Below are 24,053 nucleotides of genomic sequence, written 5' to 3'. Positions count from 1 at the left end.
ATAGCGCTACGACTAGGCGCCTAATCGCTCTATACGTATCAGGATAATAACAATGGCTATTGTTGAAGTTAAGGTTCCACAGCTTTCGGAGTCAGTATCTGAGGCTACAATGCTCCACTGGAAGAAACAACTGGGGGAAGCTGTTTCACAAGATGAAATACTAATTGAGATTGAAACTGATAAGGTTGTGCTTGAAATACCCTCGCCGGCTGCAGGTATACTTTCTCAAGTAAGTAAACATACTGGTGACATAGTTATTGCCGATGAGGTCATTGCCAAAATTAATACTGATATAAAATTTAGCGCTATAGCAGGTACTACGGCGATGGCAAGGGTTCAAGCAGGAGGCGCCGAAGTCAAGTTACCCTCGAAAACTTCACCTATTTTTACGATACCATCACTTGGAAATATAGCTTCTCCTGCAGCTTCAAAGTTGCTTAGGGAGAAAGACTTGAGCACCGATCAGCTAAGTAGAACAGGCCGCGGGGGTCGGGTGACTAAGAATGATGTGCTAGCATCTAGTAAGATGCCATTTGGTACTGCATTACCGCAGATCTCTACGTCAAGCGTGAATACTTGGCTGACAGATCGTCCAGAACAGCGCGTGCCAATGTCACGGCTACGCGTACGGATCGCTGAGCGTTTACTGGAGTCGCAACAGACTAATGCGATTCTAACTACGTTCAATGAAGTGAATATGGCACCAGTTATTAATCTACGTAGCAAGTATAAGGTTTCTTTCGAGAAAGAACACGGAGTAAAGCTTGGCTTTATGCCCTTCTTCGTAAAGGCGGCTGTACATGCGCTAAAGAAGTTCCCGATCGTAAACGCCTCAATCGAAGGTAACGATATTATCTACCACGGTTACTTTGATATCGGTATTGCAGTTAGTGCACCGCGCGGATTAGTTGTGCCTATCCTTAGAAACGCAGATCAGATGGGTTTTTCAGACATTGAAAAAAAGATTACTGAATTTAGTATGAAAGCCCGAGATGGAAAGTTATTAATCGAGGAAATGAGTGGTGGTACTTTCTCAATATCGAACGGTGGCGTATTTGGCTCGATGCTGTCGACGCCAATTATAAATCCACCTCAATCAGCAATTCTCGGTGTGCATGCGACGAAAGAGCGGCCAATCGTCGAGAATGGCCGGATCGTGATCCGGCCAATTAACTATCTTGCCTTGTCGTATGACCACCGGATTATTGACGGTCGTGAGGCAGTGCTCTCACTCGCCTCAATAAAAGCAGTACTGGAAGATCCGGCACGCTTACTACTCGACCTTTAAGCAAAAAATATTTTTATGGAAAAAGACTTTGATGTCATTGTGATTGGTGCAGGTCCCGGTGGATATATTGCAGCAATTCGTGCCGCTCAACTTGGAAAACGCGTTGCCTGCATTGAAAAACGAAGGAATCAAGCTGGTGAATTTAAGCTCGGCGGAACTTGCCTGAACGTTGGCTGTATACCCTCTAAAGCGCTTCTAGCTTCCTCTGAAGCATTTGAGATTGCTTCATGTCATCTCAACAATCACGGAATTTCGGTATCGAATGTAAAAATTGATATTGCGCAAATGCATGCTCGCAAGGATGCGATTGTCAACAAGATGACTAGGGGTATTGAGTTTTTATTCCGCAAGAATAATATTACGTGGCTCAAAGGGCACGGAAGTTTTACTAGAAAAACAGATGCTGGCTATCAAATTAATATATCTAGTGAAGATGGAGCAGAGTTAGTAAGCGCGCCTAATATAATTATTGCAACTGGCTCGAAGCCGCGCCACCTACCTTTTTTGAAAGTAGATAATCAAATTATCGTCGATAATGAAGGAGCACTGGCATTTGACTCGGTACCTAAGAAGCTAGCAGTAATCGGAGCAGGTGTTATTGGGCTAGAACTGGGTTCGCTGTGGAGACGTCTTGGCGCCGAGGTAACAGTACTCGAGGTCTTACCATCGTTACTTGGCGCTGCCGATCTGAGCTTAGCTCAGGAGGCTGCTAGACAGTTCGAGCAGCAAGGATTAAAAATCCAATTAGGTGTACAGATCGGAAAAGTCAGTGCAATTGGTGGTGCTACAACAATCCTGTATACATGTAAGAATAATCACGCTCAAAAGCTTGAAACAGATCGGGTGATCATATCTATTGGCCGCATTCCTAATACCGCTAACCTTGACCTTGAAGCTATTGGATTAACAGTTAACAACTATGGATTCATCGATGTCGATCATTATTGTCGTACTAAACTGCCTGGAGTTTATGCGATCGGAGATGTAGTGCGTGGTCCGATGCTTGCGCACAAAGCTGAGGATGAAGGCGTATTAGTTGCCGAAATAATAGATGGACAAAAGCCGCATATCGATTATAACTGCATTCCATGGGTTATCTATACGGAGCCAGAAATTGCGTGGGTTGGCAAGACTGAAGCGCAATTACAAGCAGAAGGCCGGAAAATTAAGAGTGGCCAGTTCCCATTCATAGCTAATGGACGCGCGTTATCTATAAATCGAAGCGATGGTTTTATAAAAGTGATAGCCGATGCAGATACAGATGAACTTCTTGGTGTGCATATTATTTCTGCGAATGCATCTGACCTAATCTCCGAAGCAGTTGTCGCGATGGAGTTTAAGGCCGCATCTGAGGACATCGCACGTATTTGCCATCCACACCCGTCTCTTTCTGAAGTAATGCGCGAAGCTGCACTAGCTGTAGATAAGCGTGCATTGAACATATAACCAGAAGTCGTTTGCAATAAACGAAAAATAGAGAAAGCGACACTCGCGTATTCTCTTTGCGCTGATGAATGTTATCGAATACTATGAAAAAGAACTAGCTAAGCATGGCTATAAAGCTGATGTAGCGCAACAACGAGCAATAAAACAGCTGCAGTACTGCTACGACGACTGGATAATCTATAAAGCACGGTGTTCTAATGTGCTTAAAAAGTGGATTATTAGACCTAATCTGCCTCGAGGGCTCTATATGTGGGGTGGTGTTGGACGTGGAAAAAGTTTCCTGATGGATATTTTTTACGCTGTCGTGCCAGTGCAACGAAAAACACGGTTTCACTTTCATGAATTTATGCGGGAGGTGCACCGTGAGCTCACGAACCTAAAAGGATACGCCAATCCGATAGATGAGCTTGCACGCCTAGTTGCAAGGCGTTATCAATTTATTTGCTTTGATGAATTTCATATTTCAGATATTGCTGATGCCATGATTTTGCACTTGTTATTATCAAAGTTATTCAATAACGGCGTACAGTTCATCATGACTTCTAATTATAAGCCTAGTACAATATATCCAGATGGCTTGCATCGAGACCGAGTGTTACCTACAATCGATTTAATTCATGAAAAGCTAGAAGTATTAAACATAGACGCAGGTACCGACTACCGCCAGTGCACAACAGCGCAGATACAAGCTTACTATACCCCGTTAGGTATCCGCGCCGATAGCTTATTACATGCAGCGTTTACGCGGTTAGCTAAAGTACAAGATAATAACGCAGTATTTCATTTTGAAAAACGGAGGCTTAAAGCACGTCTCTGTGCTAATGGTGTTGTTTGGTTTGATTTTTCGACGTTATGTGCCGGACAATGCTCACAAAATGACTACCTAGAGTTAGCAGCATGCTTTCATACGATTATTTTGTCTGGCGTTCCTCAAATGACGCCATATATGGCCTCTGAAGCGCGCCGTTATACGTGGTTGATTGATATATTATACGATCATAAGATTAAACTATTGATGTCTGCTGCTGTTCCTGCCGAACAACTCTATATTGAAGGGCTGATGGCTAATGAATTCACGCGGACTGTATCACGCATTGTCGAGATGCAATCGCAGGAGTATTTTAAAGCGCCGCTTCGCTTCTGCGATAGATCATTAACGAGAAAATCTGACGCTGTTATCATATAAGAAATACTATAGCCCAGTAGATTTAACTCGGATATTATTATCCTATGGTAATATTTTCTCGATATAGACTTATTGTAATGGTGGTATACAGTAATAAAAATCAAAACTGACGTATGTTTTATAGCATAGCAGCCCTATTGTTTAATAGTGAAATTTCTGAAAACATTCAGACTCACTCATTACTGCATAAGTTTTATAACAGAGTAGATAGGTAGGTTTCAATGCGCACGATAAGCACTAAATTATGTCAACGCGCGACAAAATTACTCTATAGTTAATAAGTCTGATGATAGAACTATCCATGCTAAACGTAGTCGAATATGTATATTGATAAGGCTTACCGCTATATAAAACCTGAATTAATTAGTTAGTTATTCTTTATTAGCTTGATATTTAAAGCTGTAACACATTAGGTTTTATAGATTATGCCAGTGTATTCCTTACGATGTAAAAACCGAAAGTATTTAAACAAGAGTAGAAACTTAAGCATTACAGAAAAACTCTAGCGGTATAATCTAGAGTTATCTATTGTAGTCTAGAGTCTAGAGAATATTTTTGATCTTCCTCTGGGTAGATACCGATGCATTGATACTTCATTCTAATGTAATTGTTGACACAACGTCGTCAGATTAAGACAATTAGGGTCTGACTTACTTGTGTAATAGTAAAGTCGCCCAGGTGGCGAAATTGGTAGACGCACTAGTTTCAGGTACTAGCGGGTAAATCTGTGGAGGTTCGAGTCCTCTCCTGGGCACCAATGCTTGCACTATTATGCAATGAGGAAGTAATATTCCAATAACATAAAATACTTTATAGCAGAGTATATCTTCAGTTTCTAACTACAGGCTAATAGTTCATTCACTCGATGTTATGCACTGCCCGATAGGCAGATGTAGCAAGGGTACGCATTTTAATCGGATAAACTTATGCACAAATCATTATTCAGTAAGTTCAGACACAGCTCTACTGCGTTCTAGCGCAGCACCGACACCTGGACGCTCTAATGCATATATTACGCACATTCTTAATAACTCTTTATCAACAAGGCCTTGAGAAAATATCCTTATCCGATTCCTAGTCGTAAAGAAATTCGTAACGTATTGTGCACAACGCATCAGCTACTTACCGGCAATGACATTGCTGAAATGCTAGAGGTTAAACGACAGGAGCGCGAAGGATTTGTCAAGCGTCTTAATGCGATGGAGCGCGATAGTCAGCTTAGACTTGATAAGCTTGGTTATTACCATCTCACAGATCCGTCCAGCTTTATCACTGGTCGGGTTCAGGGCCACCGAGACGGTTATGGGTTTTTAATTCGAGATGATGCTGGCGCTGATCTATTCTTATCTCATGCAGAGATGCGGAAAGTTATGCATAATGATCAGGTTCTTGCGCGTGTGATGAGTCATGATCGGCGAGGCCGTCCGGAAGCGTATATTGTAGAAATTACCGAGCGAAGAAATAAGAGAATTATTGGGCAGCTTCTGTACGAAAACAGTGTATGGGTCGTCTCACCAGAGGACAAGCGCATCGGTCACAACATCCTCGTGACACAGATGGGTACAGTTAAGCCCAGGGTTGGTCAAGTCGTTTCAATAGAATTAACAGATTTTCCGAAGCGTTATTCACATCCAGTAGGCAAGATTAGTGAAGTGCTAGGCGATATTAATGATCCCGGTATAGAAATTGAGATTGCCGTGCGTAAATATGGCGTGCCATATCAGTTTTCAGATGCAGTGCTAGCCCAGGCAGCCGAGCTGCCGGACCAGATATCTGCATCAGATCTTCGCCATCGCGTCGATTTGCGTAATATGCCGTTCGTAACGATCGACGGTGAAGATAGTCGTGATTTCGATGACAGTGTCTATTGTGAACCAATCCATAATGGCCAACAGAATGGGTTTCGATTGCTGGTAGCTATTGCTGATGTATCCCACTATGTTGCCGATGGAGACACCCTTGATTGTGAGGCATTCAAACGTGGCACGACCGTGTATTTCCCGCGCCGCGTGATCCCGATGTTACCTGAAAAACTATCAAATAACCTATGTTCATTAAACCCTAACGTGGATCGTTGCACACTTGTGTGCGATATAGAGATTAACTCACGTGGTCATATTCAGAGATACAAGTTCTATCCAGCAGCGATACATTCTGTAGCACAGCTTACATATACTGAGGTGTCTGCTATTTTGTCGAACCCTAAAGGGCATGGATCAGCATCTCGTTCTAAGTTATTGCTGCATCTTCAGCACCTGCATGCTGTGTTCAAAATATTGCTTCAGGCACGAGAAAATCGGGGTGCGATAGAATTTGACACAAATGAAACCTATATTGTGTGTAATGCACAAGGCAAGATTAAGCAGATCCTGCGGCGTCAGCGTAATGATGCGCATAAACTAATTGAAGAGTGCATGCTAGTCGCTAATGTATGCGCAGCTGATTTTCTTAAGCGTAATAAGCATCCTGGTCTGTATCGAATCCATGCCAGTCCAATAAAAGAGAAGCTTGCGAGCCTACGGACTTTCTTACGAAGTTTAGGCCTAAAGTTGGGCGGGGGTGACAAGCCGAATGCGAACGATTATGCGGCACTAATAAAAGAGGTTCGAATCCGTCCCGATGCAACAATGCTACAGACGATGCTGTTACGCTCAATGCAGCAAGCCGCCTATAGTCCCGATAATATCGGACACTTTGGTCTTTCGTATGATGCGTATGTTCACTTTACCAGTCCAATTCGACGTTATCCAGACTTACTTATACACCGTGCAATTCACGCGATCTTAGCGGGTAAAAAGTATCAGCCTCATCTGCCTATACTCTGTTATGACAATGAAAAAGAAGCGCGTACACGATCTTGCACAGCTACCTGGCATGCGCTTGGTCTGCATTGTTCAGCTAATGAGCGCCGTGCCGATGAGGCCTCACGTGATGTTGAGACATGGTTAAAATGCTACTTTATGAAAGATAAACTTGGAGAAGAGTACGGAGGAATTATCAGCAGCGTGACACCATTTGGTATATTTGTGCAACTTGACTCGTTATTTATTGATGGTTTAGTTCATGTTACTGAACTAGGCCCCGATTATTTCCAATATGACGAAATAAAAAACGAATTACGTGGAGAACATAGCGGTATACGATATAGTCTTTCTATGCATATACGTGTGCAGGTTAGTCGTGTTAATTTAGATACACGTAAGATCGATTTGCGCTTGATACGAGAGGTATCGAAACAGCCTAAATTTCTCTCAGACTCCTGTAATAAGCCAATTAATGGTGCGAGCGAATCAGTTACACACAGAGAAATAACAACGTTTATACCAAGCATGCATCGTAAAAAAGTTTGCTACGTAGGCAAGATTACTTCAAAAAGTATCTGCTAAACGACCGACTATAGTACAAGATAGATGCGCAGCAAGAAATTATAGATTATTTGCGTTTTACTTTCTTGAAAGCAGTCTACATGGCACATTTAAAGGTTTTGTATGGATTTCATACGATTACTACTCGGCTACGTCACAGCCCTTTGAGCATAAAGGAAATTTTATATGACCCGACACGACGAGATCGCCGTATGCAGAATTTTCTGCATACGGCGAAGTCATATAGTGTGCGGTTAATTAGCGCGGATAATATGAGGATGTCCGGTCTAGCCGGTACTAAACAGCATCAAGGTGTTGTTGCACGTGCTATGGATCTCCCCCTAGCTAAAAATTTAGATGAGCTACTCAAAACGCTTCTTGAACCTGCGTTACTACTGATTCTAGATAGGATCACTGATCCAAATAATCTTGGTGCGTGTCTGCGCGTAGCTGATGCAGCCGGTGTGCAAGCAGTAATCGCACCACGAGATCATACGGCTGGTCTTAATCCAATTACATTAAAAGTAGCGAGTGGCGCGACCGAAACAGTACCATATATTATGGTTACTAATCTTGCTCGTTCACTACGTGAATTGAAAGAGGCCGGAATTTGGGTAATTGGTACTGTTACCAATGCTCAGCGCAGTTTATACGCAACCCCACTCGATGGCCCAGTTGCGCTAGTCATGGGTTCTGAAGGAGGGGGCATACGCAGGTTGACTCGCGAAACCTGTGACGACTTAATACATATTCCAATGATGGGTAGTGTAGACTGTTTAAATGTATCAGTTGCCAGTGGAGTTTGCCTATTTGAGGCACTGAGACAGCGAACAAAGCACTAAAAATTAATGAATTAGAATATATATTTCTGCTGTTATTTGTGAGGTTGTGATGTCTTATATAATATTACTCATACAGAAGTTAAATTTAGAGTAAAAAATACAATTATATTTTTTATCAGAAAATAGCATTCTGTGTCGCTGCCTTTCAAAAGCAGGGGAGGTGCACTGTAAGAATTTTACTTCTGTAAGTAAGATCTATAAAAGCAAGAAAGCATCTTCTATACTTAATAAAAAGTTATTTTTACTATTTGGTGTATATTAGCACAAATTTTGTGTGTGATCAACGCCTCTATTAAAGCAACATAATTTCATCATATGCTTCAACTAATAATCTAGTGCCTAGCCTAACATAGGCAAATAAATTTTTTGAAAGCTTTAGACTATCGAAAAATTTTATGCTAACGATCAAGGAAAAGTATTTTTTATCTTTTTAAAACCGTCTTAGGTTACTTAAATTTAAGTTTACGTATATTTATATTTATTTTAATTTTTATTAAAAAAGACTAATCTAGTCTAGATTAATTAACTTTTTTTAAAAAATGCTTTATAAAATAAAACTATTCATCACTTTTTTTAAAAAATTTCTTTTATATAAATGTTAGTTTTTCTATAAATTTGTCAAGAAAAAATTTAGTAAAATAAAACTGATATTAGAATTGATACCCACTCTGTATGAGAATTTTTAATTTTTATTAAAAAAATAGTATTAATGTACTAAATTCTTAGTTAAAATTTTTTTATAAACTTTATATCTTTATTTTAAATGACTCAAGAAGAAATAAAGCGCCTTGTTGGTCAAGCGGCAGCTGATTATGTAAATACTCAAATACCGGAAGGTGCGGTAATTGGTGTTGGGACTGGATCAACCGTAAATTACTTTATTGATGCACTTGCTAGTCAGCGGAATCGATATCGCGGAGCAATATCGAGTTCTATTGCAACAACGCATCGCTTAATATCGAATAAGTTTCGTGTATTTGAATTGTGCGATATTGAGTTTCTACCTATTTATGTAGATGGTGCAGACGAAATTGATTCATATGGCGCAATGATCAAGGGCGGTGGTGGTGCATTAACGCGTGAAAAGATTGTTTCGGCGGCGGCTGAAATATTTGTATGTATTGTAGATGATAGTAAGGTAGTGCAAACTCTTGGAAAATTCCCGTTACCGCTAGAGGTTATGCCGATAGCTCGTTTAGCGCTGACTCGCCGACTCGCCAAGTTGTCTGTTGGTACGCCAGTTCTGCGTCTTGCGCATGATGGGAAACCATTTATTACCGAAAATGGTAATGAGATTCTTGACATCAATGGGTTAGTTATTGAGAATCCTATTGCGCTTGAGTGTAGCCTGAATCAATGGCCAGGCATTGTGACTGTCGGCTTATTCGCCGCATTTGGTGCTAATTTATGCCTAGTTGGTACTAAACACGGTGTACAACGTATTAATTACGTAAAGCACTATTCATCTCTTCTGCAACCAACTATCTCAAGTATTTCACCCAGTGTTAGAAATAGATATTAAGTACCCTAATTTTATTGAGGATTGAGGCTGGTGTATTGCGTGTGTTAGTCAACTGTGACTTATACACTTTCTTTATTATAGAAGACGTTTAAATTTATATTTAAACGCGATTTAAATAAATTTATAATAATTGAGCTATTAATTTAGTTATGTAGAATTCATTTCTATTTCCTAGGTTTTTATTAGAACTAATACTCCGGCATAATATTATTCTATGTCAGTTTAGTTTATAGTCCATCTGTATTAATCTGTATTAAATAGCTCATAGAAAACATGGAAAAACGAGTCACTGATACTAGGTTATATTTAAATATAAAACAAAGAAAGATCAATAGCATGTGCACATCTTGTGTCTGAATAATTATACAATATTAGAGGTTGTTAGAGCTTTATGTCATAACAATGCACGTTTTTCTGATGACATACTATAGCTATAATATGTAAATATACTGCACTCAGATTAGGCATTTTTGTTCTACAAACATAATAGACTATAATAAATAGTAACTCAAAATTTTTTTGATTGCCTTCACAGCTAAGCCCCTTGAAGCAGATATTAATAAATAATAAAGTTATAATAGACACGTATGAAAAGATATTGTTGTAGAGTAAATCTGAATTAAATAGTCTGATATTCCCTTACAGGGTACATCTTCATGAGCAAACTCTATTCATTCTCTATCCGATCTCTGAAAGGCGATGATATCGCACTAGAATGTTATCGGGGTAAAATTCTCTTAATTGTTAATACTGCTAGCGAATGCCGTTTTGTATCCCAGTATGCGGGATTACAGATTTTGTATGAGCAATATGCGGGATACGGTTTTGAGATACTAGGATTTCCATGCGATCAGTTTGGCAAGCAGGAGCCGCGTGATACACAGAAGATTAATAAATTTTATCAAATAAACTATGCGCTTAAATTTCAGATGTTTGATAAAATTGATGTAAACGGAATTAATGCCCATCCGTTATACTGTTATCTAACAAGAAAAGTACCCGGGCTGTTCGGAACCAAAGCAATTAAATGGAACTTTACTAAGTTTCTGGTCAACCGAGAAGGTAAGCCAATTAAACGCTATGGACCTATTACTGGTTCTAACGTGATCATGCCGGATATTAAGAAGTTGCTTTAACATAGCTTAACTAGTATATAAACAATTTTTTGAAAACTAAAAGCAGGAAGCTATTAAGTTAATAGTAAGGTGGCCTTCATGTTTTATACTTACAGACAGTTTTATCTTTCAACTTGATAAGTCATTAAGTTTTTAAGAAGCTTAAATTGTAGTACAGCGTGATAATAGTCTATACGGTATAATAAAAGAATTCATTCAGCTTGATGATCTAAAGTTAAATGACTTTTCAATAAAAACGAAAAGATCAAAATGTTTTTATTAGCAGAATAAATAAAGCTTTAATTTATTAAATACAAAGTAGTTTAGGATTTTCAAGTTAATGAAAAATTAATTATACCAAATCCGCCCTATCACACTGCTATAGAATTGGTGCGAACAGCCGTGCAATATGCATTGCTATACGTCGCCACGCTGGAGTTCGCTCGTATTCGTTAGCTTGAATCAGATCAGATAATGCAAAATCTGCCTCGAGCATAGCGGAAACCTCTGCGGCGAATATAGAATCAACAATCAATAGCATAATCTCAAAATTTAAGCGAAATGATCGATTATCAAGGTTCGCACTACCAATCGCAGCAGCAATAGAATCAATAAGTACAACTTTTTGGTGAAGGAAGCCGGGTCTATAACAGAAGACCTGGATGCCCGCATGTACCATATCATATGCGTATAACCGAGAAGCTTCAAAAACAACAATATGATCACAGCGTGCCGGGATCATTACCCGAACGTCAACACCGCGCATTACTGCCAGTCTAAGGGCAGAGAATACAGCTTCGTCAGGTACTAAGTAAGGACTAGTAATCCAGATCCGCTCACGTGCCGCATGAATAGATGCGACAAAAAATAGCAGGCATGTTTCTTGTCGGTCAGCTGGGCCACTTGCGATAACTTGGCAATGCATGTTGCCATCGCATGGTCTAATAAGTGATGTAGTATAGGGTAGCCGCTGAGTAGCCCAGAACCAATCCTCTATGAATACAAATTCGATTTGTTTCACAACAGGTCCATGAACTTCAATGTGCGTATCACGCCATGGTGATAACGATGGTTTTCCACCTAAGTATTCAATACCGACGTTATGACCCCCGATAAACGCGCATTCTCCATCGACAACGACAATTTTTCGGTGATTCCGGAAATTAAGTTGGAATCGGTTAACAAAGCGGCGGTTAGTAGTAAAGGCATGTACTTCTACGCTCCCGGCACGTAGAGCGCTCAGGTAGGCTATCGGCAGGTCGATACTACCGATGCTGTCATATAGCAAGTGTACCTGCACCCCCTGTGCTGCTTTAGCTAGAAGTGCGTCACGAAGCATATCGCCGACTGTATCGGCTCGAATGATAAAAAATTGGACAAGCACATAATAACGTGCTGCATTGATTGCATCAAATATTGCTGCAAATGTTGCTTCGCCATTAATAAGTGTGCGCACATGGTTACCAGCTGAAAACGACATACGCGCAAGCGATGACAATGCGGTAATAGTTTGTATACCTAGCTGGTTAACCGGCGCATTGTCTAGCACGTTAGCTTGCTTACTAATATCACCAATCAAATCTAAACGCAGCTCTCGGATCGCCTTATATTCAACGCGTCGCGCATCGACATAACCCTTAAAACGACTACGTCCAAGAAATAGATATGGAATTAGTGTCAGGTGAGGCATCGCTATAAGGGAAACAGCCCACGCAATTGCACCTTGAGACGTACGCGTGTGAAGAATCGCATGGCAGGCGGCAATGATGCCGAGCACATGACCGCAAGCGATTAATGTACCAAAATGGAGCCAATCTAGCTTCATACAGGAAAGTAAGCTAATAATAGCTCACACAGCGCGCTATTCCTTGTATCTTACCCGTCATGATACTTTTAGCAGTTCTCATGTAACATACATGGCGATCTGCTGCATGTGTTGAACGTAGAGCAGTGCCTTACTAGACAGCAAGGTCATTTATTAAAAGTGGTATATGACACTAATACCATTTTTGTTATTTTAATGTTTGTAGTGCGGTAGATCTGCCGCATGCAGCAAAAAAACACTATCGTTCCCAGCATTAGTTGGAAGCCATTCCAGTGGAAGACCACCGAATGCAGCTTCTAAGTGGTGTCGCCCGTTTCCAATTTCGATGATTAAAAGGCCATCTTGAGTTAGCCATTTGTGTGCTGCTCCGATAATCCGGCGTACAATATCCATACCATCGAAACCCCCAGAAAGTGCAATATGTGGTTCGTGGCAGTACTCGGCGGGTAGGGTTCTCATTAATTCATCGTTAACATACGGCGGATTAGTGATAATCAAATCATATTGGCGTGACGGTAGTGGCTTAAACAGGTCACCCTCGAAAAGCGTAATCCGCTCATTTAAGTCATACTCATCGATGTTCCGTTGAGCTACCTGAAGCGCCGTTTTTGACAAGTCAATCGCATCAATGTCGGCATAAGGAAATGCGTAAGCCGCTATAATCGCAAGACAACCAGCCCCGGTGCACAACTCGAGTATTGCACTCAGTTCATCTGGTGCGTTGATCCACGGAAATAGACGCTTGAGCAATAACTCGCCGATAAGAGAGCGCGGCACTATTACACGCTCATCAACATAAAAATGATAGCCTTGCAACCAAGCTTCATGTGTCAGATAAGCCGCAGGCAACCGCTGTGTGACGCGCCGCTCAATAATATCAAATACTGCGCTGATTTCATCTTTCAGCAAACGAGCATCAAGGAATGGATCTAACGTATCTAGGGGCAAGTGTAGAGTATGAAGTACTAGATATGCAGCTTCATCATAAGCGTTTGCATTACCCTGTCCGAACGCTAATTGAGCCTGATTAAATCGAGTGACTGCATAGCGTAGTAAGTCTCGGACAGTCAAAAAAGAGTGGTTCATGGTAAACGCTGGGTTAGCATTGGTAATAGAATCGGTCACAGAATGTCAGCGGGGCTAATTAATGTTAGGACTACCAAGAAACGCACAAATTATTATGTAATAAGACGCTCTAGCACGCCCCGATACACGTTTTTTAGTAGCTCAAGGTGGAGTAACTCAATATATTCATCGACTTTATGGATTGAAGCATTACATGGGCCAAACTCTATAACCTGCTTGCAAATCCGCGCAATAAATCGGCCATCAGAAGTGCCACCAGTTGTAGAAAAAACAGGGCATATACCCGTCTCAGCTTTGATTGCCTGCTCGAGCGCACTAGATAGTTCGCCACGCGGTGTGAAAAATGGCATCCCACTTAAGTTCCAGGTCAATACATACTCTAACCCGTGGGCGTCAAGAATCGAATGCACACACGCTTTTAATTTATCGGGCGTTGTTTCCGTTGAGAAACGAAAGTTGAAGTCGACGTTTACACTGCCTGGGATTATATTAGTTGCGCCAGCTCCAGCATGGAGTTTTGATACTTGCCATGTAGTTGACGGAAAATATTCATTGCCCTGATCCCAAGTTACGCGCACAAGGTCCGCTAGCGCCGGCGCGAATAAATGCACGGGATTTTTAGCTAGGTGGGGGTATGCGATATGACCCTGTATACCACGTATAGTCAACATGCCAGACAGAGAACCGCGCCGCCCATTCTTTAATGTATCGCCGAAGCGTTCGCCAGAAGTTGGTTCACCGACCACGCAGTAGTCGAGGAGATCACCTCGCGCTTCAAGCCACTCAACTATTTTAATTGTACCATAGCACGCCGGTCCCTCTTCATCACTAGTAATTAGAAAGCCGATAGAACCGCAGTGCTCCGGATAGGTCGTAATAAATTCTTCTGTTGCCACAATAAAGGCAGCCAATGACGATTTCATATCAGCTGCACCACGTCCGTACAGGCGGCCATCACGCTGCATAGGAACAAATGGATTAGTGCTCCAGTGCTCAATAGGCCCGGTTGGCACTACATCGGTATGACCAGCAAAGGCTAGAAGCTTACCCATCCGACTATGGCCACGCTTAAGTGCCCAAAGATTAGTAACACCGCCTTCGGAAAATATTTCGCAGTTAAATCCGAGCGCTACGAGGCAATCTATTATCAATGCTTGGCAGCCTTTATCCTCAGGTGTAATAGATGCACGTCTGATAAAAGACTCAGTCAGGGCAAGTGTACGACTCATAAATAGAAAAGGTCAGAATAGTACTGAATACTTATCATTAGATGATGCGATCACCTTAATGACGTCATTATTTACGATTACATATCGATGAATTAAGCGATTGTTGTCGATTATTAACGTGGTATCGCTGTTTTTGAAAACACTACTTTTTCTCTATTTTGAAAGCACGCTATATTGTGCTATCTAGATGCATGTATGCTAAGTTTTATAACTTGACAAGTTTATAAGGTCATAAAGCCGATTTTATTGCTTCGCACAGAGGAACCCTAACGAATAGTTATTTAGTTTTCCCGGAGCAATTCGTTAATTGCAACTTTTGCCCGAGTTTTAGCATCGACTTTTTTAACGATTACGGCACAGTATAAACTATGTCCACCGTCAGACGACGGTAGGTTACCTGATACAACAACGGATCCCGGCGGTACACGGCCATAAATGACTTCTCGGGTCTCACGATCATAGATTTTCGTGCTTTGTCCTAGATAAACTCCCATTGAGATCACTGAGTTTTCTCCAACGATTATTCCTTCGACTACTTCAGAGCGTGCACCAATAAAGCAATTGTCTTCGATAATTACCGGATTAGCCTGCAGTGGCTCGAGTACGCCTCCAATACCTACTCCTCCGGATAGGTGAACGTTTTTTCCGATCTGCGCACAAGAGCCCACGGTGGCCCAAGTATCGACCATTGTACCTTCACCGATATATGCACCGATATTGATATATGAAGGCATCATAACGACGTTCTTCGCGATATATGATCCCCGGCGTGCTATTCCTGGCGGAACAACGCGAAAGCCTCCAGCAGCGAAATCTTCGGGTGTGTAGTTTACGAACTTAGATGGAACTTTATCGTAAAATTGCGAGTAGCCACCAGCGGGCATAGGTATATTCTCTTCTATTCGAAATGATAGCAGCACCGCTTTTTTTATCCATTGGTTAACGATCCACTTGTCTCCCCTCTTTTCTGCTATACGCAGTGTGCCTTGATCTAGTGCGCTAATAACATATGCGATAGCCTCACGGACATTGGTAGGGGCAGATTGGGGTAACAGCTGGGTACGTTTTTCCCAGGCAGTGTTAATAATTTCCTGTAATGCTTGCGACATAGATTGATAACTCAAGTATGGTTAATATCGATGCAATGCTCATATAAGCTACTATTGCAGTATATGTTAGCGCGTTATAGGCTTTTACAAAACTCTACGATACGGCGAATGCCTTCTATGCATTTTGATTTATCGGGAACTAGTGCGATGCGCACATAGTCACATCCTGGGTTAGTACAGTACACAGTTCTAGCAAGATATGATCCCGGCAAAACAGTAACATTATGAGCGGCGTATAGGCGGCGTGCGAATGTACAATCATCTAATCCAGTGCATGAAACCCGCACCCATAGGTAAAAACCAGCGTCGGGCATCGTGATATCTAATACTTCGCTTAGCATCGGAGTAACGGCGGAGAATTTCTCAACGTACCGTTGACGATTATCGAATACATGCTGCTCGTCGCCCCACGCAGCGATGCTCGCAGCTTGGTAGACAGGGCTTAATGCTGAACCATGATAAGTTCGGAATAAGAGAAAGTTTTTCAAAAGCGACGCATCGCCGGCGACGCACCCAGAACGCATTCCGGGAATATTTGAACGCTTAGATAAACTGGAAAACATGACGATGCGCTCGAAGCTACGGCCTAGTATATGGGCAGCCTGTAGCCCGCCGATTGGCGGGCTACATTCTTCGAAATATATTTCAGAGTAACATTCATCTGAGGCAATTGTGAAACCGAAGCGATCGGACAGCGAGAAAATCTCCCTCCAATTATCTAGATCTAGCACCGCTCCAGTCGGATTACCTGGCGAACACACATACAGGAGCTGTGTGCGTGTCCAGACATGATCTGGTACTGTACTGTAATCGCACACGTAACGATATGCTGGATCACTATTTACGTAGTATGGCTGAGCGCCAGCAAGCAGCGCTGCACCTTCGTAGATTTGATATCCTGGGTTTGGGCATAGTACGACAGGCTGAAATCCTACGGCATTTGTATAGCTTGAGTCGATAATTGTTTGCGCGAATGCGAATAATGCCTCGCGTGACCCAGACACTGGTAACACCTCGGTAGCTGGATCCACTGAGGGCAATCTATAGCGCCGCTGCAACCACAGTGCGATCGTATGCCGCAGTGGCAATGCGCCAGCAGTTGCCGGATATAACCCCAATCCATCGAGCGAAGCCTGCACGGCCTCGCGAATAAATGCCGGTGTTGGATGCTTTGGCTCACCGATACTAAAATTAATCGGAACATATGCCGGAGAAGGCGTCACACCGCTGAATAGCGCATGCAGCCTTTCAAAAGGATATGGTTGCAGGAGGTTGAGCCGCGGATTCACTGATAGATCTTTAGGGCGACGCGAGAAGAGAGAGCGACTGCTGCTGCACTAATATGCACGCAGTGGTTATGTTAAATGAAGGTTAACTTCTAATTTTAGCATGTCTGCATATATTATTCAATTGCTTGGTTGGTTTCTTAGTGTTGTTAGTCCCAATAACTGTAAAAATTTAACAATTTAGCTGAAGTATACTGGATGATCTACAGATCTATATACTTTGCAAATCAATGTAGGATGTAGCCTTCTATATAGCTCGTGTGCAAACGATTTAGGAAAGAGAATTCCATAGAGACAGAGATAACACCCCAGCTAGCACAATGTTAACTAGCTACTTTAACAGGAAAGAGAAATAGACGTGAAGTGTCAACCTATCCGCATTTGGACAGGAAGAAACCAACCACGTTACCGTTGAGCGTCTCCCTTAGCCAGCTGGATAAATGTCATTCATTGAATCTAAATAGCTAGGTGAGTCAGACTAACCATCTTATCACTACATTCAGCTCGCCGAACATGAGGACATTGAAATACCGAGCTTATCTAGCGAATACACGCAGATCATAAATGGGTAGTAGAGCTAACCTACGGGACATATTGAAATGCTTTTCTTAAAGGGGGGAACTGCGATAAAAGAATTGCACCTTTTATATTAGAGTTTTTAACTTTTACTTGTGGGATAAGCAAAATTTGCCTGCTACACGATAGTAACAGCGAAAGCTTTTTGAATCAGTGTATGTAATTTAGCCTAAATATATGTTTTTTTAGCATCATAATTTTACGTAATGATATATGCAAATTGTCGAATCATAGGATAGATTATCCTTGCTAGATAGCACGACAGTTCCTCAAGTTTAACGCCTAGTATTCATCCTCTTACGTAACGCCCCTGACATACGGGGCAGCTTAAAAGAAAATCTTGCGATTTTGGCTAATGTACAACTACCCCCCATTGGGGAGTTAAGTGTGTTGTACGGTCTACAATCGGTAAGAAAATGCGTAGTGCGCTACACGTGTGCACCTGGTTTATGTAGCGCTAGGATTTTTATTAAAAGCACCTCGCATAAACGCTAATACTTAGTTTCTTATCGTAATTTTACCATAAATAACCAAATTTCATGTTATGTATGATATTTTCGCAGGCCTTTAACTGTCCATCTAAGCGCGTCACCTGGCTGCGTAACAAACTGAATTGTGCTAATTATGCATACTACGTGCTTGACCGACCCGAGATTACGGATGCAGAATATGATAAATTTTTCAAAGAACTTGAAAAACTTGAGATAGATCATCCGGATCTAATCACACCTACTTCGCCGACACAACGTATCGGCGGCACGGTTGCTGAAGGTTTTTCTCCTGTTATTCACGATGTGCCAATGCTTTCACTGAATAATGGGTTCGAAGACAGCGATGTTATTGCGTTCGATAAGCGCGTCAGCGATGCATTGCAGCATAGTGACGTCGAATACGCGTGCGAACTAAAATTCGATGGTCTAGCAGTTTCCCTGCGCTACGAAGATGGCCGTTTCGTGGAAGCCTCAACACGGGGCGATGGAAAGATTGGTGAAGATGTAACCGCGAACGTAAGAACTATTAGGTCACTGCCATTAATTCTCGTTGGCGACACAGTGCCGAGACTCATTGATGTACGCGGCGAAGTGCTGATGTTCAAGCTTGATTTTGAGCGACTCAACGAGCGGCAACGCATGGCAGGACAGCGTGAATTCGCAAATCCGCGTAATGCGGCAGCTGGTAGTCTTCGGCAGCTTGATTCTAGGATTAGTGCGAAGCGTCCATTATCGTTTTTCATGTATGGTATCGGTGTTCTAGAGGGCGCCTCAATGCCGGACACACATTCAGCGCTACTTGACTGGTGCGCAAGAATGGGCTTGCCAGTAAGCCAGGATCGGGCAGTAGTGCGTGGCGCAGTAAACCTGATAACATTTCTTCATAGTGTAGGTGCGCGCCGCTCGTCGTTGCCGTACGATATCGACGGTGTCGTCTACAAGGTTAACCGACGCGACGAACAGGAAAAACTTGGTTACGTTTCCCGTGCGCCCCGCTTTGCTTTGGCACATAAGTTTCCAGCTCAGGAAGCACTAACCCAGTTACTAGAGATCGAGGTGCAGGTCGGTCGTACTGGTGCGATCACGCCAGTTGCACGGCTCAATCCAGTCTTAGTTGGTGGTGTCACTGTAACCAATGCGACTCTACACAATGCGGACGAGGTACTTCGCAAGAATATCTTAATCGGGGATACTGTTATTGTGCGGCGTGCTGGTGACGTTATTCCAGAAGTAGTCGGCGCTATTAAGGATCACAGGCCGGCCAATGCAAAGCCTTTCACGATGCCAACCCACTGTCCAGTTTGTGGTTCTTCAATCGAACACCGGCCAGATCGGGCAATCGCGCGATGTATAGGTGGATTAATCTGTGCCGCTCAGCGTAAGCAGGCGTTATGGCATTTCGCGAAGCGGCGGGCACTCGACATAGAGGGAATCGGCAAGAGAATTATTGATCAATTGGTTGATCAGAATCTAATTCATACGCCCGCGGATCTATTTAACCTAGTCTTTTCGACTGTGTTGAAATTGAATCGTTTCGCGGACAAATCTGCACAAAACCTTATTGATTCGTTGGTGCGAGCACGGGACACAACATTGCCACGATTCATCTATGCGCTAGGTATTCGATACGTTGGCGAGGAGACTGCAAAGGCACTAGCTCAGCATTTCGGCTCGCTCAATGCGCTAATGAATGCCAGCGAGAAAGCACTGCTTGAGATTAACGATGTAGGCCCCGTGGCCGCAAAAGCAATCCACCATTTCTTTTTAGAGCCACATAATCGGATAGTGATTGATCAACTTCGAACGGCGGGCGTTCAATGGCCTGAGAGGCCGATGGCGCTCCATAAACAAAGTGGTCTACTAGCAGGTATAACGGTGGTACTAACGGGAACGTTAACCCTATCCCGTAATACAGCCAAGGAAATGCTAGAGGCGTCGGGCGCGAAAGTCACGGCATCAGTATCGAGGAAGACAAATTACGTCGTAGCTGGAGCTAACCCAGGTAGTAAACTGATAAAAGCTAAGGAGCTAGGTATTGCGATTGTGAATGAAGAAGAGATGCATAGACTTTTGGAGGGTGCGCAGCAATGTTCTGCTTAATCATACCGTGCCCACGATTAATGCATATTGAGGAATTTTAGATAAGGCAATTGCTGGAGCCATATCAACCTATTGAGAGATAATATATGCAGCCAGCAGCGCAGACTTCACCGCGCTTCAGTTTTAGCCCGAGAGCGTATGGGGAAATGCGTATGTTGATAATGCTGTAAAGAAAGTTTGTGTATCAAGTACTCTCATACAAAGTACACAAGAAAACTTTTCTTGTGGTGTAATATCGCAGATATTTATAGCTTCTAGGTGGCGCCCCGCGGGAGCTATTTCTGCATGGGACTTTATCAAAACAGCGCTTTATTTCATTTAAAAAATAAAGTCTTGTCTTCATTAGTTTATTTTGAGTCCTCAAAAAGAACATACTAATTATAGCATCGAAGCTTATAGATGGACTTATTTCATTAAATACAGATTAACAAGTAGCTCTGCACCTGATCGGCATGACTGCTCTACGTAATGAATAGTGTATAAGATAGTGCGGCTATATAGCAGTGGGTACAGTTTAGTAGCCTAAACACACTCTGTGATAATCATCGGCTTAGCTGGGGTATTAGCTGATATAGTTAATACCTCATATCCAGTTTGCGTTACTAGTACCGTGTGCTCCCATTGCGCGGATAAACTATGATCGCGTGTCCTGACGGTCCATTGGTCTGACATCGTCCTGATCTCGCGGCGCCCGGCATTAATCATGGGCTCGATAGTAAAGATCATTCCTGGCTGGATCTGCATACCAGTACTGGGATGGCCGTAGTGCAGGATTTGTGGCTCTTCATGAAACACATTGCCAATACCGTGGCCACAATATTCTCGTACGACGCTGTATCCGTGTGCTTCAGCGTGATGCTGGATTGCGTACCCAATATCGCCTAGGTGCGCGCTAGGCCGCACCTGATCAATACCGAGCCACATGCATTCGTAGGTGACTTGTACGAGCCGATTGCACAGGATCGATCCCGAGTTGACGATAAACATTCGGCTCGTGTCGCCAAAGTAACCGTCTTTGATCACTGTAATGTCGATATTTAGTATGTCATTATTTTTTAATTTTTTATTGCTAGGAATACCGTGACAAACCACATCATTTACAGAGATGCAGGTTGCTTTCGGATACGGTGGATAGCCAAACGGCTGGTAGTTAAGCGGTGCAGGAACTGTATGCTGCTGATAAAGCATATATTCATAACAAAGTTTATCTAGTTCGCTAGTGGTAATGTCAGGCTTAATGAAGGGCGTGATGTAATCTAGCACCTCGCTTGCAAGACGGCATGCAATACGCATTTTAGCTATATCGTATTCGTTTTTAATAATGACGGGCATATGTACACGTTGGGTAAAAGTACAAAGTTATGCTGCATTATTGCATCTATGCTGTGCGCAGATAAGAAATAAAATGTACGGTAGGCGTTGTCATTATAGAAACGAGCAGAATGTAGAGCATATGTGTGCTGCAAAAATCGACTAATTTCTCTAAGAGAACGGCTAAACAAGAATGCTAACGTATAAATTATAGTTTTTCTGAGCACTATCAGTATTACTAATATTAGCCTTTTTATAATTATGCTTCTATCTGTCCTCGATAATATGTAATCGCATAAGATAGCTCATAAATATGACTTACACTTTATGCTTCGATTTTATTTGTGAGCCTAGTAAGCATCGATTGAAAAGCCACGCCCACCTGGGGTTTAGTATAAAATATAGCTAGCCTGACAAGCTATTCGATTTTCAAGAAAAATCGATTTTTAATCAGGATAATAACATGTTTTACATTGCAAAAATGCATTTGTCTCGTTAGAGACAGACTCAGTATATATGTAAGACATAGAAATCTTAGCGACGGTGCTACAATTACTTACTCAAGTTTGATATATCTCACTAATCTGAGATTATATGGCAATCCGTTATACAAACTGTTTGAACTTTAATCCTCTCTGTCTTGAGAAGATGAGAATACTCATTGTTTTTTGAAAATGAAATCTGTGCTTTGTAAAAATCCGAAAATATAACAATAAATAATCTATGCTTAAACTCAACTTTCCTGACATATTATAATATTTTTATTATGTAGGTTCCGTATGTGAAATATATCGCTATACTTTAGTCTAAGAAGATAATACTTATGTTGTCTATATATTCTTATATATTTATCAGCACACGAAGCATAGAGAAACACTGTCTTTTCTGGAAAAGAATTGAGAAAAGACATAGTCGTACGGGCTAATCTGTCCGTAGAATTGATAATTACTACCTTGCTTATACTAATTAATACAATATAAGGATTTTTTAAGCATAGAATTGTAAACTATTTCAATCTCCTATACCAAACTCTATTTCAGCGAAATCGGTAATTAGATGAGGTGTGTCGCTATCTGCTATCTAGACGCCGTTTGAAGGGTATTTATAATTAGTTTATCTTATTTTATTTATTCGATAAAAAGAAACTTAAAAAGTAAGTGTTACTCTCTAAATAAGAAAAGCCTTCGTTAAATTACTAAAATTACACAGTAAGCAATAGCTAGCATGCGCTAGCTACAGAAAATAGAATACACTAATTATTTTTCTATATACAATTAACGCACTTAACTTAGGTAAGTGCATATGTGGTACAATTTTACTGTATTTCAATTAATTTTATTAATTACAAGCCGGCTAATTTAAGGGTGTTACGCGATACAGATGTAATACAGCAGCTGGCTTAAGACCTGAACCCTTATGGAGAATTTTATGACGGTGAGAATGCGTCACATGTTAGAAGCAGGTGTACATTTTGGTCACCAGACCCGATTTTGGCACCCAAAGATGGCACCATTTATCTTTGGTCATCGCAACAAGATTCATATCATCAACCTTGAAAAGACTTTGCCAATGTATAACGATGCGCTGAAATACGCGCGTCAAATCGCGACTAACCAGGGCACAATTCTATTCGTCTGTACAAAGCGCCAAGCACGCGACACGATCGAAAAAGAGGCGATACGAGCCGGGATGCCGTACGTGAATAACCGCTGGCTCGGTGGGATGTTGACAAACTTTAAGACACTAAAAATTTCAATTAAAAAGCTTAAAGACATGGAAGCGGTTATTGAATCCGGCGAAGTTGAAAAAATGAGCAAGAAAGAGGCGTTGATGTTCGAGCGTGAGATGGAAAAGTTGCAAAAATCGATCGGTGGTGTAAAAAGCATGGGAAGCATACCAGATGCAGTGTTCGTTATTGACGTTGGTTATCATAAAATCGCTATTACAGAAGCAAAGAAGCTTAGCGTGCCAATTATTGCGGTTGTGGATACGAATCACGCGCCAGATGGTATTGACTATGTAATCCCAGGCAATGACGATGCAAGTAAGGCCGTTGCTTTATATGCGCAAGGTATTACTGACGCAATTCTTGAGGGTCGAGAAAACGCGCTAAACGACGTTATACAAGCGGTGAGCGGCAACAATGAATTCGTCAGGCTCAACGAGCAAGTATGATTCTTGATGGGTTAGCATCTAGTTAAGCAATGGGGCTTCATTGAGCCCCCTTTTTTTAGGAGAGACATTACTCTCATACCCTGGGTTCTGCTGTGTCATGC

Annotated in this window: 15 protein-coding genes and 1 tRNA gene; 10 read left to right on the top strand and 6 right to left on the bottom strand. The window is 41.9% G+C overall.

The features are described 5' to 3' along the window. Nucleotides 1-52 precede the first annotated feature (52 nt). From odhB to K0T93_RS02040, 8 genes are all read left to right on the top strand, one after another. Nucleotides 53-1,288: a 2-oxoglutarate dehydrogenase complex dihydrolipoyllysine-residue succinyltransferase gene (odhB, locus tag K0T93_RS02075; RefSeq protein WP_225721731.1), complete on the top strand. Its 1,236-nt coding sequence runs from the start codon at nt 53-55 to the stop codon at nt 1,286-1,288. Nucleotides 1,289-1,303: 15 nt separating this feature from the next. Next, nucleotides 1,304-2,734 carry a dihydrolipoyl dehydrogenase gene (lpdA, locus tag K0T93_RS02070; protein ID WP_225721730.1) on the top strand — a complete coding sequence of 477 codons (1,431 nt, stop codon included), beginning with the start codon at nt 1,304-1,306 and terminating at the stop codon, nt 2,732-2,734. Nucleotides 2,735-2,798: 64 nt separating this feature from the next. Then, the gene (gene zapE, locus K0T93_RS02065; RefSeq protein ID WP_225721729.1) at nt 2,799-3,920 is read left to right on the top strand and encodes a cell division protein ZapE; all 1,122 of its coding nucleotides are present in this window, start codon (nt 2,799-2,801) and stop codon (nt 3,918-3,920) included. A 672-nt stretch (nt 3,921-4,592) separates the two neighbouring features. Further along, nucleotides 4,593-4,677 (top strand) — tRNA-Leu (locus K0T93_RS02060). A 292-nt stretch (nt 4,678-4,969) separates the two neighbouring features. Continuing rightward, nucleotides 4,970-7,306, top strand: coding sequence for a ribonuclease R (gene rnr, locus K0T93_RS02055; RefSeq protein ID WP_225721728.1), 2,337 nt, complete (start codon nt 4,970-4,972; stop codon nt 7,304-7,306). Between the two features lie 80 nt (nt 7,307-7,386). Next, nucleotides 7,387-8,127 (top strand): 23S rRNA (guanosine(2251)-2'-O)-methyltransferase RlmB, encoded by a 741-nt coding sequence (gene rlmB / locus K0T93_RS02050; protein WP_225721727.1) that lies wholly within the window; start codon nt 7,387-7,389, stop codon nt 8,125-8,127. 763 nt (nt 8,128-8,890) lie between these two features. Continuing rightward, nucleotides 8,891-9,649, top strand: a complete 759-nt coding sequence (gene rpiA, locus K0T93_RS02045) for a ribose-5-phosphate isomerase RpiA (protein WP_225721726.1) — start codon at nt 8,891-8,893, stop codon at nt 9,647-9,649. A 656-nt stretch (nt 9,650-10,305) separates the two neighbouring features. Then, complete coding sequence (locus tag K0T93_RS02040) at nt 10,306-10,785, top strand: glutathione peroxidase (RefSeq protein WP_225721725.1); 480 nt, start codon at nt 10,306-10,308, stop codon at nt 10,783-10,785. Between the two features lie 358 nt (nt 10,786-11,143). Here the strand turns inward: K0T93_RS02040 and cls are convergent, their stop codons facing one another. The 5 genes from cls to dapC all read right to left on the bottom strand — a co-directional run bounded on the left by cls (nt 11,144) and on the right by dapC (nt 17,302). After that, a complete protein-coding gene (gene cls / locus K0T93_RS02035) occupies nt 11,144-12,589 on the bottom strand; it encodes a cardiolipin synthase (protein ID WP_225721724.1) in 1,446 nt (481 codons plus the stop codon). A 192-nt stretch (nt 12,590-12,781) separates the two neighbouring features. Next, nucleotides 12,782-13,675, bottom strand: a complete 894-nt coding sequence (gene prmB, locus K0T93_RS02030) for a 50S ribosomal protein L3 N(5)-glutamine methyltransferase (RefSeq protein ID WP_225721723.1) — start codon at nt 13,673-13,675, stop codon at nt 12,782-12,784. 92 nt (nt 13,676-13,767) lie between these two features. Continuing rightward, nucleotides 13,768-14,904, bottom strand: a complete 1,137-nt coding sequence (dapE, locus tag K0T93_RS02025; protein WP_225721722.1) for a succinyl-diaminopimelate desuccinylase — start codon at nt 14,902-14,904, stop codon at nt 13,768-13,770. Between the two features lie 281 nt (nt 14,905-15,185). Next, nucleotides 15,186-16,013, bottom strand: coding sequence for a 2,3,4,5-tetrahydropyridine-2,6-dicarboxylate N-succinyltransferase (dapD, locus tag K0T93_RS02020; protein WP_225721721.1), 828 nt, complete (start codon nt 16,011-16,013; stop codon nt 15,186-15,188). 74 nt (nt 16,014-16,087) lie between these two features. Beyond that, a complete protein-coding gene (dapC, locus tag K0T93_RS02015) occupies nt 16,088-17,302 on the bottom strand; it encodes a succinyldiaminopimelate transaminase (RefSeq protein ID WP_225721720.1) in 1,215 nt (404 codons plus the stop codon). Between the two features lie 1,121 nt (nt 17,303-18,423). On the opposite strand from dapC, the gene ligA reads away from it, so the two are divergent. After that, entirely contained in the window at nt 18,424-20,466 is a 2,043-nt protein-coding gene (gene ligA / locus K0T93_RS02010) for an NAD-dependent DNA ligase LigA (RefSeq protein ID WP_445082798.1), read from the top strand. A gap of 522 nt (nt 20,467-20,988) precedes the next feature. Here ligA and map read toward each other — a convergent pair. Then, nucleotides 20,989-21,798 carry a type I methionyl aminopeptidase gene (map, locus tag K0T93_RS02005; protein WP_225721718.1) on the bottom strand — a complete coding sequence of 270 codons (810 nt, stop codon included), beginning with the start codon at nt 21,796-21,798 and terminating at the stop codon, nt 20,989-20,991. A gap of 1,407 nt (nt 21,799-23,205) precedes the next feature. Between map and rpsB the strand changes: the two genes are divergently transcribed. Next, nucleotides 23,206-23,952 carry a 30S ribosomal protein S2 gene (gene rpsB, locus K0T93_RS02000; RefSeq protein ID WP_225721717.1) on the top strand — a complete coding sequence of 249 codons (747 nt, stop codon included), beginning with the start codon at nt 23,206-23,208 and terminating at the stop codon, nt 23,950-23,952. Nucleotides 23,953-24,053: the final 101 nt, after the last annotated feature.

The organism is Candidatus Vallotiella sp. (ex Adelges kitamiensis), from assembly GCF_020342435.1.
Taxonomy (GTDB): domain Bacteria; phylum Pseudomonadota; class Gammaproteobacteria; order Burkholderiales; family Burkholderiaceae; genus Mycetohabitans.
The sequence above is the reverse complement of the archived record's forward strand: the minus strand, read 5'-3'. Positions and strand labels throughout refer to the sequence as shown.